At 64.4% G+C, this 14,963-nt stretch carries 12 protein-coding genes; 6 read left to right on the top strand and 6 right to left on the bottom strand.

Features of this window, described 5'->3' with window-relative positions; all coding sequences use genetic code 11:
- The first annotated feature begins 502 nt into the window (after positions 1-502).
- A complete protein-coding gene (locus tag XH84_RS38130) occupies positions 503-2,965 on the top strand; it encodes a putative bifunctional diguanylate cyclase/phosphodiesterase (RefSeq protein ID WP_164936264.1) in 2,463 nt (820 codons plus the stop codon).
- Here the strand turns inward: XH84_RS38130 and XH84_RS38125 are convergent.
- From XH84_RS38125 to thrS, 3 genes are all read right to left on the bottom strand, one after another.
- Positions 2,951-4,219 carry a serine hydrolase domain-containing protein gene (locus tag XH84_RS38125; RefSeq protein ID WP_128919506.1) on the bottom strand — a complete coding sequence of 423 codons (1,269 nt, stop codon included), beginning with the start codon at positions 4,217-4,219 and terminating at the stop codon, positions 2,951-2,953. The two genes, XH84_RS38130 and XH84_RS38125, sit on opposite strands and share 15 nt — an antisense overlap.
- Positions 4,220-4,282: 63 nt before the next feature.
- Positions 4,283-4,846 (bottom strand): nitroreductase family protein, encoded by a 564-nt coding sequence (locus XH84_RS38120; RefSeq protein WP_164936265.1) that lies wholly within the window; start codon positions 4,844-4,846, stop codon positions 4,283-4,285.
- Between the two features lie 93 nt (positions 4,847-4,939).
- A complete protein-coding gene (gene thrS, locus XH84_RS38115) occupies positions 4,940-6,982 on the bottom strand; it encodes a threonine--tRNA ligase (protein WP_164936266.1) in 2,043 nt (680 codons plus the stop codon).
- A 185-nt stretch (positions 6,983-7,167) separates the two neighbouring features.
- Between thrS and XH84_RS38110 the strand changes: the two genes are divergently transcribed.
- Positions 7,168-8,340 carry an MFS transporter gene (locus XH84_RS38110; protein ID WP_128919508.1) on the top strand — a complete coding sequence of 391 codons (1,173 nt, stop codon included), beginning with the start codon at positions 7,168-7,170 and terminating at the stop codon, positions 8,338-8,340.
- Between the two features lie 90 nt (positions 8,341-8,430).
- Positions 8,431-8,808, top strand: coding sequence for a hypothetical protein (locus XH84_RS38105; protein WP_128919509.1), 378 nt, complete (start codon positions 8,431-8,433; stop codon positions 8,806-8,808).
- 51 nt (positions 8,809-8,859) lie between these two features.
- Here the strand turns inward: XH84_RS38105 and XH84_RS38100 are convergent, their stop codons facing one another.
- On the bottom strand, positions 8,860-10,176 hold the full coding sequence (locus tag XH84_RS38100) for an alpha/beta hydrolase (protein ID WP_128919510.1): 1,317 nt from the start codon (positions 10,174-10,176) through the stop codon (positions 8,860-8,862).
- 321 nt (positions 10,177-10,497) lie between these two features.
- Here XH84_RS38100 and XH84_RS38095 point away from each other — a divergent pair, with 321 nt between their 5' ends.
- Together XH84_RS38095 and XH84_RS38090 are read left to right on the top strand one after the other, a co-directional pair.
- Entirely contained in the window at positions 10,498-11,859 is a 1,362-nt protein-coding gene (locus tag XH84_RS38095; RefSeq protein WP_128919511.1) for an APC family permease, read from the top strand.
- Between the two features lie 2 nt (positions 11,860-11,861).
- Complete coding sequence (locus tag XH84_RS38090) at positions 11,862-13,076, top strand: hypothetical protein (RefSeq protein ID WP_128919512.1); 1,215 nt, start codon at positions 11,862-11,864, stop codon at positions 13,074-13,076.
- Here XH84_RS38090 and XH84_RS38085 read toward each other — a convergent pair whose 3' ends face one another.
- Positions 13,077-13,283: a hypothetical protein gene (locus tag XH84_RS38085; protein ID WP_128919513.1), complete on the bottom strand. Its 207-nt coding sequence runs from the start codon at positions 13,281-13,283 to the stop codon at positions 13,077-13,079.
- A gap of 90 nt (positions 13,284-13,373) precedes the next feature.
- Positions 13,374-13,712, bottom strand: a complete 339-nt coding sequence (gene yidD, locus XH84_RS38080; protein WP_128919514.1) for a membrane protein insertion efficiency factor YidD — start codon at positions 13,710-13,712, stop codon at positions 13,374-13,376.
- 246 nt (positions 13,713-13,958) lie between these two features.
- Between yidD and XH84_RS38075 the strand changes: the two genes are divergently transcribed.
- The gene (locus XH84_RS38075; protein WP_164936267.1) at positions 13,959-14,852 is read left to right on the top strand and encodes a COG3904 family protein; all 894 of its coding nucleotides are present in this window, start codon (positions 13,959-13,961) and stop codon (positions 14,850-14,852) included.
- The last annotated feature ends 111 nt before the right edge of the window (positions 14,853-14,963 follow it).

The following is a 14,963-nucleotide window of genomic DNA, read 5'->3' as shown; positions in this document are numbered from 1 at the left end:
CACCGCAGACACTCGGCTATCGGCTATATCAGCCCGGTCGAGATGGAGCTAAAATCGGCTTGAACCCTGTCCACTTTTTTGGGGGAAGATCAAAGGTGTGCCTGCAATCGAGATGTCAGCCGTAGTGCGAATTCGATTCCGCTTGCTCCGTCATTGCGAGCGCAGCGAAGCAATCCAGAGTCTTTCCGAGGAGGGATTCTGGATTGCTTCGCTGCGCTCGCAATGACGATGTTGAGGCAGCTGCGCGTCCAACTCCGCTCTCGTGCCCTGGACGCGGAGCAGCGCCCGCTTCGACTCTGCGGAGCAACGCGAAGGGCGTTGCAGCGCGTCCGGGACACGCGCGCATCGCCTTCGCACCACCGTCATAGTCTCTAACACGCACTAACCAACGCCTGACTTAAAACTGTCATAATCGCCGAACGGAACCCGCGCCTGCGCGCTCTTTACATGTCGTTAAGTGCGCCTGCATTGGATGCGCCCTGAAAGTGCGTTGGGGACTGCCATGAATGCTGCCAAGAAAGTGTCGGGAAAACCGGCCGCCGAAATGTTCGACGACATCCCGGTGCTCCAGCGCAAATGGCGTGCCGCGTTGAAGCCGGGCGAGCGGCTGCCGCGCTACGAGGACGTCATGCTCGGCAGTCTTGGACGGCTCGCCGATCACATCGCGCTGCTGAAGAACGACGGAGTGCTCGAACTGTCGCGCAGCGGACGTTACGTGCAGAAATGGCTCGGCGAGGAGCGCTGGGACATTCCCGTCGCCGAATTGTCGCCGGATTGCGCCACTGCGCTGTCGGAAGCGGCGACGAGCGCGCTGGCCAACGGAAGGCCGCATCAGGCCAGCGCGCATTGCGTGCGCGACGGCATGGTGCGGACCTACGACGTGCTGGCCCTGCCGACGGCCTCGCGCTGGGGCGCCACGCTGGTCGGCGCTTATATCAACGAGCGCGGCGCGCAGTACAATCTGCTGGACGCGATCTTCGCCTCGACCGACGATGCGGTGATCTCGCTGGCCACCTTGCGCGACGCCGGCGGCAACCCGTTCGATCTCCAGATCGTGCATCACAACAATAGCGCGGGGGTGCTCCTGAAGGTCGCGACCGGAAGCCTGCTGTGGCGCCGAATTGGCGAGGGGACCACGCTGCTGGCCTTGCGCGAGATCATGGACTTTCTGCTCAGGGCCGTCGCGGGCGGCCGCGGCGAGCAGCTCGAGATCGAGAGCGAGGGCCGGCACCTCCGTCTCAGTGCCACGGCGTTCGCCGACGTGGTTTCGCTGACGATCTCCGATGTCACCGCGCTGAAGCGGCGCGACGCCTCTTTCCGCCTGCTGTTCGACAACAACCCGATGCCGATGTGGGTGTTCGACGCGCAGACCAAGCAATTCCTTGGCGTCAACGATGCCGCCGTCCAGCATTACGGCTACAGCCGCGCCACCTTCCTGCGCATGAAGCTGCACGAGATCTGGCCGGAGGACGAGTGGGACAGCCACGCCGAGGCGCTGGAGCGGGTCGGCGACGCCTACCATTCCTCGCGCAACTGGCGGCACCTGCGCGCCGACGGCAGCGAGATCGAAGTGCTCACCTTCGGCCGCCGCGTCGCCTTCGACGACCGCGACGGTTATCTGGTCGCGGTGGTCGACATCACCGAGCGGCGCAAGGCCGAGGCGCGCATCGCGCACATGGCTCACCATGACGGGCTCACCGACCTGCCGAACCGCGCATATTTCCGGGAGCGCCTGAAGCAGGCCCTGGATCAGGCCGGGGACAGGCGCGTCGGCGTGCTCTACATCGATCTCGACCTGTTCAAGAACATCAACGATTCCTTCGGTCATCCCGTGGGCGACCGCCTGCTCAAGGAAGTCGCCGAACGCCTGACCAATGCGGTTCGCGGCACCAACCTGGCGGCCCGGCTCGGCGGCGACGAATTCGCGGTAATCCTCGGCGCCGACGTCTCGCCGAACGAGGCCAGCGCTTGCGCAGGCCTGCTGATCGACATGCTGAAGGCGCCTTATGATCTCGACGGTCAGGAGATGGTGATCGGCGCCAGCATCGGCATCGCGCTGTCGCCCGGCGACGGCACGACTCCGGAGGAACTGATGCGCAATGCCGACATGGCGCTGTACCGGGCGAAGTCCGACGGCGGCGGCGTGCACCATTTCTTCGAGCGTGAGATGGACCTGCAGGCGCAGAAGCGCCGCGACATGGAGCTCGATCTGCGCCGGGCGTTCGCCAATGGCGAGTTCGAGCTGCACTACCAGCCGCTGGTGACGATCGCATCCGACCGCATCTCCGGCTTCGAGTCGCTGCTGCGCTGGCGCCATCCGGACAAGGGCATGATCTCGCCGGCGGAGTTCATTCCCGTCGCCGAGGACATCGGCCTCATCACCCAGTTAGGGGAGTGGGTGCTGCGCGAAGCCTGCGCCGAGGCCGTCAAATGGCCTGCCGACGTCAAGGTCGCGGTCAATCTGTCGCCGGCGCAATTCCGCAGCCGTAACCTGGTGCAGGTTGTGATCTCGGCTCTGGCGCAGTCCGGTTTGTCGCCGAGGCGGCTCGAGCTCGAAATCACCGAATCGATCTTCCTGGCCGAGACCGATGCCAATCTCGCCATCCTGCATCAGTTGCGCGAGCTCGGCGTCGGCATCTCCATGGACGATTTCGGCACCGGCTATTCCAGCCTCAGCTATTTGCGGAGCTTCCCGTTCGACAAGATCAAGATCGACCGCTCGTTCGTGAAGGATCTGGCAGAGCGTCCCGATTGTGGCGCGATCGTGCGTGCGATCTCCGGTCTTGGCCGCAGCCTCAACATCACCACGACTGCGGAGGGCGTCGAGACTGAGGACCAGCTCGACTGGCTGCGCGCCGAAGGCTGCAACGAGGTGCAGGGCTTTCTGTTCAGCGCCGCGCGGCCCGCGGCGGAGATCGCAAAGTTGCTCGCGGATTTCGGCCAGCGCGCCTCACGGGCGGCGTAGCTCCTCAGGGTAGCAATCATAGACCAGCGCCTTGAAGGCGGGCGTGATGCGGCCGCGCTCGGTCTGGGTCTGCTGCATCATGAGGTAGGCCATGTCGAGCTTGGGATCGACACCGAAATAGGTGCCGCTCCCTGAGTCCCATTTCAATTCGCCGAGCGAGCCCGGCGGCGGCGGTTTTGCGTTGCCGGGATCGGTCCGTACCGCAAGGCCGTAGCCATATCCGAAGCCGTCACCGGGAAAATAGAAGTAGTCGCGTCCAACGCCAGAGCCGGGCCCGATATGATCCGTCGTCATCGCTTTGAAAGCCGCGGGGCTCAGATAGCGCCGGCCCGCGAACGAGCCGCCATTGAGCAGCATCTGCGAGAAGCGCTGATAGTCGGTGATGGTCGAGAGCAGGCCGCCGCCGCCGGATTGCCATTCGGGATGGTCGAGACGCTCGCGCTCGCCGGCGAGCAGGATGAAGTCGTTCGGCAGCGGCCGCGCCATCCGCGCCAGTTCATCCTCGGTCGCGAGCGCGAACTTGGTGCTGTTCATGCCGAGCGGATCGAAGATGCGTGCTTTCAGGAACTGGTACAGCGTCTGGCCCGAGATGATCTCGATGACGCTGCCGAGCACGTCGGTGGAATGGCCGTAACGCCACAGGGTTCCCGGCTGCCGCGCCAGAGGCAGCTTGGCAATGCGATCGGCGAATTCCCTGTTGTTGAATTGCCCTTCGAAGATGTCGGCGGCCTGATAGGCCTGCTCGACCCATTTGCCGCCGATATAGTCATAGCTGATGCCCGAAGTGTGCCGCAGCAGGTCCTCGATGTTGACGGGACGGACCGGCGGCACGAGGTCGAGTTCCAGCTTGCCGTCCGGCTCGGTGACCTCGAGGCCGACCTTGGTGCGGGCAAAGAGCGGTATGTATTTCGACACGGGGTCGGTGAGGGCGAGCTTGCCCTCGTCGATCAGCATCATCGCGCCAAGGCACGTGATCGGCTTGGTCATGGAATGGATGGCGAAGATCGTGTCGGGCGTCATCGCAAGCCCGGTCCGGGTGTCGCGCACGCCGAAGGTCTTGAGGTAGACCGGCTTGCCGTGCTGCTGCACCAAAATCACGGCGCCCGGCAGCCGGCCGCTTCCCACCTCGTTGTCGAAGAAAGCAGTGATGCGGTCGAGCCCGTCCGGCGACGGGGCAGGGATGTCGGCGGCCCGGCTTCGTGCCATCGAGCTGGCGAGCAGCGCGGCCCCGACCAGAAAATCACGACGCTTCATCCGACCTTCCTCCCTCGGCGGGATCAAAGCCGCAAGACGTCAGAGGCGTCAACACGACATCGATCAAAAACGCGTCACGATTTCCGAAAGGAACGGTCGCGGACGGTCTTCGCTCGGCTTGGTCGGCGTGCCCACGTGAATGAAGCCGGCGAGTTTCTCATCCGGCTTGAGGCCGAGGCCATCGAGCACGTCGCGATCGAACGAGAACCAGCCGGTCAGCCAGCAGGCGCCGTAGCCGAGCGCGGTCGCGGCGGTGACGGTGTTCATGGCGCTGGCGCCCGCCGACAATTCCTGCTCGAACGCCGGCACCTTCGGATGGGGCCGCGTGAAGCTGACGATGCCGATCACCAGCGGCGCATCCATCAGGCGCTTGCGCTCGGTCTCGACGTCGGCGGCCGGCGCGCCGGGATTCTTCCGCGCAAAGACTTTTGCGATCACCTCGCCGGCGCGCAGGCGCGCGTCGCCCTCGAAGATGATGAAGCGCCAGGGGGCCAGCTTGCCGTGATCGGGTACGCGCGCGCCGATGGTGAGAATGGTCTCGAGTTCGGCCGCCGAAGGGCCGGGCCCGGTCATCTCGCGCGGCTTGACCGAGCGGCGGGTTTTCAGGAGTTCAATGGCGTCGGGCACTGCGATATCCTCTTCAACTGGTCGTCGGGCGTGCCATACCGAGTTAAGCATGCACGCCCGCAACCGGAAGCGAATTTAGATCGATTTCAGGGATCAGACCGCTTCCCGCGCCCGCCGGACATCCGGCGGGGTGGCCTCGTCGACCAGCGCGGCGATCGCCTCGGCGGTCGTCATCACCTTCTGGCCGTCGCTGCCGAGCCGGCGGACCGAGACCGAATGCGTCTCGGCCTCCTTCTTGCCGACCACGAGCAGCGCCGGGATCTTGGCCAGCGAGTGCTCGCGGACCTTGTAGTTGATCTTTTCGTTGCGCAGGTCGATCTCGACCCGAAGCCCTGCGCGCCGTGCCTGTTCCAGCACTTGCTTGGCGTACTCGTCGCCTTCCGAGGTGATGGTGGTGACCACCGCCTGCACCGGAGCCAGCCAGAGCGGGAAGTTGCCGGCATAGTGCTCGATCAGGATGCCGATATAGCGCTCCATCGAGCCGCAGATCGCACGGTGCACCATCACCGGCGGCTTCTTGCCGCCGTCATGGTCGATGTAGAACGCGCCGAACCGCTCCGGCAGGTTGAAGTCGACCTGCGTGGTGCCGCATTGCCAGTCGCGGCCGATGGCGTCGCGCAGTACGTATTCGAACTTCGGCCCGTAGAAGGCGCCTTCGCCAGGGTTGATCTCGGTCTTGATGTGGTTGCTCTGCGACTGGATCTCGCGCAGCACCGTCGCCATCACGCGTTCGGCGTGATCCCACATCTCGTCCGTGCCGACGCGTTTCTCCGGCCGGGTCGACAGCTTCACGGTGAGATCGCCGGTGAAGCCGAAATCGGCATAGGTCGACAGGATCAGATCGTTGATCTTCAGGCATTCCTCGGCGAGCTGATCCTCGGTGCAGAAGATGTGCGCATCGTCCTGGGTGAAGCCGCGCACCCGCATCAGCCCGTGCATGGCGCCGGACGGCTCGTAGCGATGCACCACGCCGAACTCGGCGAGGCGCAGCGGCAGGTCGCGGTAGCTCTTCAGGCCGTGCTTGAAGATCTGAACGTGACCCGGGCAGTTCATCGGCTTCAGCGCAAACCAGCGCTTGTCCTCGGCCTCGTCGCCGGCCGACTGCGCCGCGAACATGTTCTCGCGATACCAGCCCCAATGGCCCGAGGTCTCCCACAAGACCTTGTCGAGGATCTGCGGTGCATTGACCTCACTGTAATCGCCGGTCAGGCGGCGGCGCATATAGGCGATCAGCTGCTGGAAGATGGTCCAGCCCTTCGGGTGCCAGAACACGACGCCCGGACCTTCCTCCTGGAAGTGGAAGAGGTCGAGCTCGCGGCCAAGCTTGCGGTGATCGCGCTTTTCCGCTTCCTCGATCTGCTTGAGATAAGCGTCGAGGTCCTCCTGCTTGGCGAAGGCCGTGCCGTAGATGCGGGTCAGCATCGGATTGTTGCTGTCGCCCCGCCAATAGGCGCCGGCCACCTTCATCAATTTGAAGGCATTTCCGACCTTGCCGGTCGAGGTCATATGCGGGCCGCGGCACAGGTCGAACCAGTCGCCCTGATAGTAGATCTTGATAGGCTCGGTGCCGGGAATGGCATCGACCAGCTCGACCTTGAACGCCTCGCCCTTGTCGCGGAACACCTGTTTTGTCTTCTCGCGGTCCCAGACTTCCTTGGTGAAAGGCTTGTCGCGCGCGATGAGCTCACGCATCTTTTTCTCGATGGCGGCAAAGTCTTCCGGCGTGAACGGCTCGTTGCGGAAGAAGTCGTAATAGAAGCCGTTCTCGATCACGGGCCCGATGGTGACCTGGGTGCCCGGCCACAGCGTCTGCACGGCTTCGGCGAGCACGTGCGCGCAATCGTGGCGGATCAATTCGAGCGCTTCCGGCTCGTCGCGGGTGATCAGCTTGATCTTGGCGTCGGCGTCAATGGGATCGTTGAGGTCGGTGAGCACGCCGTCGAGCGCCATCGCGACCGTGCGCTTGGCCAGCGACGGCGAGATGCCCTTGGCGATATCGAGGCCGGTGATGCCCTGGTCGAACTGGCGCTGGGCGCCGTCGGGGAAGGTGAGGGTGACTTTGGCGGCGGGGGTCAGGGGCTTGAGATTGGAGAGGCTGTACTGGAAGCCGGACTCGGATTTGGGCTGGTCGGTCATTGCTTTTCTCCTGAGGCTCACTCCTGCGAACGAGCGCAGGTAAGCGGGAACGAGCGATATATCAGGCGATTCGGCCTGCGCAATCCGGCAATTCCAAGAAATCGGCGCGCAAAGCCGGGACCTTGCACCAACTATTTCGCGCAACGGTCTTTAACGGCTGGCGGGCGCACGCTACATGCATTTGCATGGAAAGCTCCCCCGCCGCCGGCCGTTTCGCGCCAACCGCCCTGATGCTTGGCAATCTCGTCACCGGCTGCTCCGTGCTGGCACCCGCAGGCATGCTGCCCGAGCTGGCGAGGGGCCTCGACATCAGCATTCATGCCGCCGGACTGCTGATTACCTTCGGCGCAGTGATGCTGTGCATCGGCTCGCCGCTGACGGCCTGGCTCACCAGCCGCATCGAACGGCGGACGTTGCTCACCACGACGCTCGCTGTGCTCGCTCTCGGCAATCTCGCCTCGGCCTTTGCGCCCGACTACACCAGCCTCCTCGTCATCCGTCTCGTCATGCTCGCGGTCGGTGCGCTCTATACACCGCAGGCCGCGGGCACGGCGGCGTTGATCGTGCCGGCCGAGCGGCGCGGCAGCACCATTGCGTATATCTTTCTCGGCTGGTCGCTGGCTGCCGCCGTCGGTCTTCCGCTGATCACCTTCATCGCCAGCCGCTATGGCTGGCGGGCAGCCTATGGCGAGATCGGCGCGCTCGGTTGTCTCAGCTTCCTGCTGTTGCTGCTGCGGCTACCGGCAGGACTGAAGGGCGTGCCGGTGGACCTGAAGACCTGGGCCGAGGTTGGCCGCGCCAAGACAATTCTGCTGCTGCTTGCGATCACCATGCTGCAAATGTCGGGGCAGTTCGTGGTGTTCACCTTCATGGGCCCGCTGCTCAACAAGCTGACCGGCGCCGGACCCGACGCGATCGGCATGGTGTTCGCGCTCTACGGTGTCTGCGGCTTCCTCGGCGTCGTCATCGCCACCCGCATCGTCGACACCTCCGGTCCCTATCGGACCTCGCTGCTGTTCACCTGCCTGCTGCTGGCAGGGATCACGGGCTGGGCGCTCGGTGCCGGTACGCTTGCTGTCATGACGTGCGGGGTCGCGATCTGGGGGCTCGGCTTTGCCTCGACCAATTCGATGCAGCAGGTACGGCTTGTCGCCGCCGCGCCGTCGCTGGCATCGGCGACCGTCGCGCTCAACACCTCCGTCCTCTATATCGGCCAGGCGGTCGGCTCCGCCATCGGCGGAGTATTGTTCGCCCGCGAGCTCCTGCATGCGCTCGGCTTCGTCGCGGTCGGTTTCGTCGTGCTGGCGCTGATCCTGGTGGTCCTGACCCGGCCCCATCCGGCCGCCGTCACGGCCTGACTCCCGCGTTTGGTGTGCGCAAGGTGCTTGGCAAACAGCGCGCGGGAGCGCTAGAAGGCCGGTCATGGGGACCAAAGAGAGTTGACTGAAATGAGGATGATTCTGGCGGTTGCCGCGGTGCTCTATTCAGCCTCCGCGTTCGCGCAAGCCGACAAGCCACCGATGGTCGGGGACAAGCCCTTGGTGCAGGTCAAGCCCAAAGGGACCAAGGAGGCGGCGGCGAAGCCGGCCGCGGCGCCGAAGGGCAAGCCGCAGTCGATCGCCGTGCGGCTCCAGGCCTGTCTCGAGATCGACGATGGCACAAAGGACCGCCTCAACTGCTACGACGCCGTGATACCGCCGGCCCCGAAGCCGAAGCCGGCGAAGGCCAAGGGCTACGCCGATTGCCGATTCTTCAAGGAAGAGGACGAGCGGCTGACCTGCTTCAACGGTTTTGCCGAGAGCATTCCGAAGCTGCCCAAGAGCTGATGCTGTGCCGGCATAGGCTCAGCTGCTGATCCGGCTGAGCAGCCTGCAAGCCTAGCGGCTCGAGGCAACGCGCGTCAGCGCGAGTGCGGGCGTCGCCGCCATTTTCACCAGCACGTCCTTGAGCGGATCCCGCGTCCAGGCGCGGGTGACATAGTCGCGATGGGTGATGCCGTCGGCGGTCTCGACGAACGCCACGCTGCCCGGACGGAGTGGCCCATCCATGTCCTCGGCGACGCTGATGCCCTTCTGGCGGAGCACGCTCATCAGCTCGCGGTCGCGCCGCGCGGTGTGGCGGGTGTAGGCGCTGACGAAGAAGCCGGAGCGGTGGCTTTCGATCCAGGACGCGAACTTGTCCAGTTCGCCATAGACGGCGTCGAGCAGCACGACGCCGCGGACGCGGTCGCTGATGCCGCCGACCTCCAGGCTCCAGGCCGTCGGCAGGAAGCCGCCGCTATAGCCGACGATCACGATCGGCATGTTGGCAAAGGCGCGCGCGCTGTTGGGATCGCCGGTGACGCGGGCGAGGTGGTCGGCTGATTCCGCCATGAAGCGCTTGAAGCCGCCCGGCTGCCAGAACTTGCCGGCACTGGAATCGGCGGCATCGACTGCCATTTGCGGTGCAAGCAGCACGGCATTGGCGCCGGAATCGGTGATCTGCCTCGGCACCAGCTGGCGATCGCGCACGTCGCGTTCGAGCGTTGCGCCGTTGCCGTGGAAGAACACCACGATCACGCCGGGCTTGCGCACGTCGAAATGCTCGGGCACGTGCACCAGCACGCGGCTGTCATTGTAGGTCTCGTCCTGCCAGAACACGCGACCGGAATAGCTGCGATGACCGCGGCGGTCACCCTTGGTAATGTTGAGGAACGGCGCGTCGGAGGCGGGGTTGTTGCCGAAATAGGGGAAGGCCGACGACTTCATGCTGACGAGGGTGGTCAGATCCTCGCGGGCGGGGCGCTTGTAGGGGACCTGCGGCTCGAGCGAGGCGACCTTATAGGGCGCTTGCTCCGGCGGCTGTTGCTGCACCGCGCGCTTGGGCGAGAAGTCCGACATCTGCCGTTGCAGAAGACTCTCGCTCGCCGACGGGAAGCGCTCCTTAAACTGCGGGGCCGGGAAGCGATCCTCGAACGTGTCGCCGCTCGCAACTTGCTGGTTTGTCTTCGCAACGACCTGATTGACACCCTGGACATTGGCCTGCGAGTTCGCCGCAAGCGCGGTCGGGTTCGGCGCCTTGCCGCATTGAACCAGCGTCAGCGACAGCGGCACCAAGGCTGAGATCAGGCCGGCCCGGAGCACACGACCGCGCCGACCGGACGGTGTCCGATCGGCACGACCATCAGCTCTCAGTTTCGGAACGGCCCCGACCATCCACCCATGACCCCAAAGTCACGTCCATCGGCAATCTCTAGACAATTGAGCCGACCGGCGTTTAGGCGACGTTAAGCGTCCGGAGAAACTTCCCCACATCCGGAACGCTCAAAAGGACCACGCAATCGTGTCCTGATTGTGGGGAAGGGGGACGGGACTTTCCGGGGCGTACGCAGGTTTTTCTATCGGTAACGGCAATAGCGGTGCTCAAGTACCCCGTTTCCGCTGCCTCATTTAACCCTTGTTAACCCTGCTTGAATTGACTGGGCCAAACTGCACGATGCGCCCGCGAGGCAGGACGCCTTGAGGTTAAGGACCCCGATGACGGCATCAGATGCAGGAACTGCCCCCTGGACTGGCCGGCTGGCCGGAAGCGGGGTCTCGGTCCTGGTCGCAACCGCCATCGTCGTGGCCGACATGATCGGGGTCGGCGTCTTCACCAGCCTCGGCTTCCAGGTCAAGGACATCCCGTCCGGCTTCTCGATCCTGCTGTTGTGGACCGTCGGCGGCATCGTCGCGCTGTGCGGGGTGTTCGCCTATAGCGAGCTCGGGGCGATGTTTCCGCGCTCGAGCGGCGAGTACAATTTCCTCGGCCGTGCCTATCATCCGGCTTTCGGCTTTCTCGCCGGCTGGGTGTCGGCGACGGTGGGCTTCGCAGCGCCGGTCGCGCTCGCCGCGATGGCGTTCGGCGAATACGCCAAATCGGTCGTGCCCGATCTGCCGCCGATCCCGCTCGCCATCGCCGTGGTGTGGCTGGTCTCGCTCGTACAACTGACCGGCGTCAGGCACTCCTCGACCTTCCAACTGATCTCGACCATCATCAAGGTCGCGCTGATCGTCGCCTTCCTGGTCGCCGGCTTCGTCATCGGCGTGCCGCAACCGATCGCCTTCACGCCGCAGCCGGGCGATCTCGCCCACATCGTCAGCGGGCCGTTCGCGATCGGGCTCGTCTTCGTGATGTATTCGTTCTCGGGCTGGAATGCCGCGACCTACATCATCGGCGAGATGAACACGCCGCAGCAGAGCCTGCCGCGCGCACTGCTGACGGGCACGCTGATCGTGCTCGTGCTGTATGTCGCGCTGAACGCGGTATTCCTCTATTCCACGCCGGTCGGTGCGCTCGCCGGCCAGCTCGATGTTGCGAGTGTCGCCGGCAGCGCGATCTTCGGCAGTCTCGGCGGCCGCATCGTCGGTGCGATGATCTGCGTCGGCCTGATCTCCTCGATCTCTGCGATGATGTGGATCGGCCCGCGCGTGATGATGACGATGGGGGAGGACATTCCGGCCTTGCGCGTGTTTTCGAAGCGATCGGCGAGCGGCGCGCCGGCCTATGCCGTCCTGTTCCAGCTCGCCGTCGCCAACCTGCTGCTGTTCACGCGCAGCTTCGAGGCGGTGCTCGACTTCATCCAGTTCGCGCTGCTGTTCTGCTCGTTCTTCACGGTCGCCGGCGTCATTAAGCTGCGCATCACCGCCCCCGATTTGCCGAGACCCTATCGCGCCTGGGGATACCCTTTCACGCCGCTGGTTTTCCTGCTCGTGACCGCGTTCATGATGTACTACCTGTTGACCGAGCGGCCGGTGCAGTCGCTCTCGGGGATGCTCGTCATGCTCTCGGGCCTGTTGATTTACGCCGTTTTCCGCAAGCGGCCGGTCGCCGCCGGCAATTCACACCATCGCGAATAGATATGTTTCGACCTCTCCGAATTGCCGCCGTCGCTGTTGCCCTGCTGGCTGCGGCCGTCTCGTCCGCCCGCGCCGCCGACGTCACTTTCGATGACACCGCGCGCTTCCTTGCGGGCATGCAGCCTTCGGCGGACTCGCCGCTGCTGCCGCTCACGAAGGAGCCGGGCTGGCAGCGCCATGCCCAATTCTTCGACGGCGCCTTCACCCAGCTCGAACAGCGCCAGCTCTCGAAGATCCGCGATTGGGCCGACGTCAATCTCGCCGCGCCGCGGCCGACCATGTTCTACATGTTCAGCGGCCCCGATTTCCTCTATGCCAACGCCTTCTATTCCAAAGCCAGCACCTACGTGCTCGGTGCGCTGGAGCCGGTCGGCGCTGTGCCCGATCTGACGCGGCTGCCGCACGGTTCGGTCGGGGCCGCGCTCTACAATGTCGAGCGTTCGCTCGGCTCGATCCTGAGCTTTTCCTTCTTCATCACCAAGCAGATGAAGGTCGACCTGCATGCCAACCAGGTCAACGGCACCTTGCCGATCCTCTATGTGTTCCTGGCGCGCTCGGGCAAGACCATCCGCAACGTCGAGATGGTCGCGCTCGATGACAAGGGAGGGCTGCATCTCGGCGAGGACAATCCGGGACGTAACGCGACGCGCGGCGTTCGCATTACCTTCGCCGGCAGCGATGGCGAAGCGCGCACGCTGTATTACTTCTCGACCGACCTCTCCAACGCCGGCGCGCGCAACACCGGATTCCTGAAATTCTGCGAGACGCTGGGGCCCGGCAACAGCCTGCTCAAGAGCGCATCCTATCTGCTGCACAAGAGCGACTTCGCGGTGGTCCGCGACTGGCTGCTCGCCAACAGCGCCACCATCATCCAGGACGATTCCGGCATTCCGCTTGCGAACTACGGCGCACGGCAGTGGCGGTTCTTCCCGTTCGGCCGCTATCTCGGGCCGATCGACGAATTCCCCGGCCGCTACCAGGAGCGCTACGCCGAGTTGTTCACACGGGCCCAGCCGATCGATTTTGGCGTCGGCTACCGCTGGCGGATGCACGAGTCGAATTTGCTGCTGGCGGTGAGGGTGCCGGGCACTGAAACGCCGCCGGGCGGGGAGGCGACCTCGTCGGCCGATCCGATGCCAAAGCCGCCGCGTCCGAAACGACTGCGACCGCCGGAGCCGATCCCGCCGCCGCCCGGGCGCTTCTACTGGTTCCGGTAATTACCAGTGCACGTTCTGGCCCGGCACGATGAACGCCGTCGTGCTCGTCGGCGTCGCCAGACTCGTTGCCAGATACCAACCGGAGCCGAGCACGAGCGCCAGCAAGGCGACGATCGCGAGCAGGTCCATGGTTCGGGGGTCGTGGTGCCGCCTGGAGCCGGGGGCGGGCCCAAGCTTGTGAAAATGAGGGCTGATTTTCCAGCGCATTGTTGTTTCCTCCCGGGGGGAGCATCAAAACAACGCGCAAGTAAAGTCCAAGGTTCCACTCAGGCTCCCGCCGCGCAAAGCATCGCAAGCTCAGGGTGCATTGACGCCGCGCCAGCGGCCATAGCGCCATGGCAGATACCAGCGCGCGCCTTGCGGCGTGGTGAGCGGCACGTTGTCGATGCCTGACGTGCCGAAGGGATTGCAGCGCAGCAGTCTTGCTAGCGTCATCCAGCCGCCGGCCCACAGCCCGAACCGTTCAATTGCCTCGTCGCCATAGACGGAGCAAGTCGGCAGATGCCGGCAATTGTAACCAACCAGCGGCGACAGCGTGTGGCGGTAGAGCCAGATCAGCACCCGGCCGAAGCGGCGAGGGAGCCGCAGCGCCGCCTCAACCGGACCGGAACAATGCCCGCAGGCTGAATGCTTCATGTGCACAATGATGTCATGGTGAGCGAGGTATTGCATGGTTCCGGCGCATGGAACTGTAAGCTGTTGTTTATGCGCCATATTTTGTATGCTTTTTGGGAGCAGTGCAGCAAGTACCTGTGGACGATCTGTATTCCCACGGATACCATTTTTGTGACGTCCACGTGTAGAACATACGCCTGTATGATGGACTCAGAGGGCGCTACCAAGGATTGTTAGGGACCTTAGGGGCTTGGGGAAGGAACCAGATTGAGACTTCTGAACTCCCTTAATCTTCGCGGCTGGTTGCTGGTGGGAACCGCCGTCTGTGGAGTCGTGCTGGCTGGCGCCGTCGCGACGTTCGGATCATCTGCCCGTGCCGGCGCTGCGCTGGAAGAGCGCAAGCTGCCGATGAAATTCAACTGGATCGCCTGCGAGCCGAATTGCCGCGGCTGGGTCAGCGCGGTCGGCATCATCACCGCCGATACCCCGAAGGATTTCGAGGAGTTTTCTCGCGGACGCCAGCTCGGCGGCGCCACAGTAGTACTCGATTCCAGCGGCGGTTCCGTCAATGACGCAATCACCCTTGGCCGACGCTTCCGCAATCTCGGACTCCTGACCACCGTCGGCGTAAGCCTGCGCGGCGGGCAGTCGGCCCGCCCGGCGGTCGCGCCCGAGGCCTATTGCGAATCCATGTGCGTGTTCCTGCTGCTGGCCGGCAAGAAGCGCTACGTGCCAGAAGCTGCCCATGTCCGCGTCCACCAGATCTGGATGGGCGACCGCGCCGATGATGCCAAGGCGGCGAGCTACAACGCGCAGGATCTGATGATCGTGGAGCGGGACATCGGCCGTCTCGCCAAATACACGTTCGACATGGGCGGAGCGGGCGATCTGCTGTCGCTCGCGCTCAGTGTTCCGCCCTGGGAAGATCTGCATGAGCTGGACGCCGGCGAGCTCAAGCTCACCAATCTCGTGACGACTGATCTCGTTGCCGACGTGCTGCCGCATGTGGACATTTCCGCGCCGGCGATGGCGGAGCTTGCCCCGAAGACGCAGGCAAGGTTCGGCGTGGAACCCGAGCAGCCGGCCAAGTCGACCAAGACAGCGGAAGCCGTGGTGCGGACGGGCGGCGCGGCTGCGCCAGTTGCGGCGCCTTCGAAGTAAGCTCTTACGTCCTGGTTGTCATTCCGGGGCGCGGTAGCGCGAACCAGGGTGCGCAATTGCGCACCTGAGAATCTCGACCGGCGATCTCTGGATTCCAGGTTCGATGCTGCG

Source organism: Bradyrhizobium nanningense (genome assembly GCF_004114535.1).
Taxonomy (GTDB): Bacteria; Pseudomonadota; Alphaproteobacteria; order Rhizobiales; family Xanthobacteraceae; genus Bradyrhizobium; species Bradyrhizobium nanningense.
This window is presented reverse-complemented; position numbering and strand designations above follow the sequence as displayed.

Coding starts and splice junctions, on each gene's coding strand:
- XH84_RS38130 (WP_164936264.1), top strand. CDS start 503: ATGAATGCTGCCAAGAAAGTGTCGGGAAAACCGGCCGCCGAAATGTTC.
- XH84_RS38125 (WP_128919506.1), bottom strand. CDS start 4,219: ATGAAGCGTCGTGATTTTCTGGTCGGGGCCGCGCTGCTCGCCAGCTCG.
- thrS (WP_164936266.1), bottom strand. CDS start 6,982: ATGACCGACCAGCCCAAATCCGAGTCCGGCTTCCAGTACAGCCTCTCC.
- XH84_RS38110 (WP_128919508.1), top strand. CDS start 7,168: ATGGAAAGCTCCCCCGCCGCCGGCCGTTTCGCGCCAACCGCCCTGATG.
- XH84_RS38105 (WP_128919509.1), top strand. CDS start 8,431: ATGAGGATGATTCTGGCGGTTGCCGCGGTGCTCTATTCAGCCTCCGCG.
- XH84_RS38100 (WP_128919510.1), bottom strand. CDS start 10,176: ATGGTCGGGGCCGTTCCGAAACTGAGAGCTGATGGTCGTGCCGATCGG.
- XH84_RS38095 (WP_128919511.1), top strand. CDS start 10,498: ATGACGGCATCAGATGCAGGAACTGCCCCCTGGACTGGCCGGCTGGCC.
- XH84_RS38090 (WP_128919512.1), top strand. CDS start 11,862: ATGTTTCGACCTCTCCGAATTGCCGCCGTCGCTGTTGCCCTGCTGGCT.
- XH84_RS38085 (WP_128919513.1), bottom strand. CDS start 13,283: ATGCGCTGGAAAATCAGCCCTCATTTTCACAAGCTTGGGCCCGCCCCC.
- yidD (WP_128919514.1), bottom strand. CDS start 13,712: ATGAAGCATTCAGCCTGCGGGCATTGTTCCGGTCCGGTTGAGGCGGCG.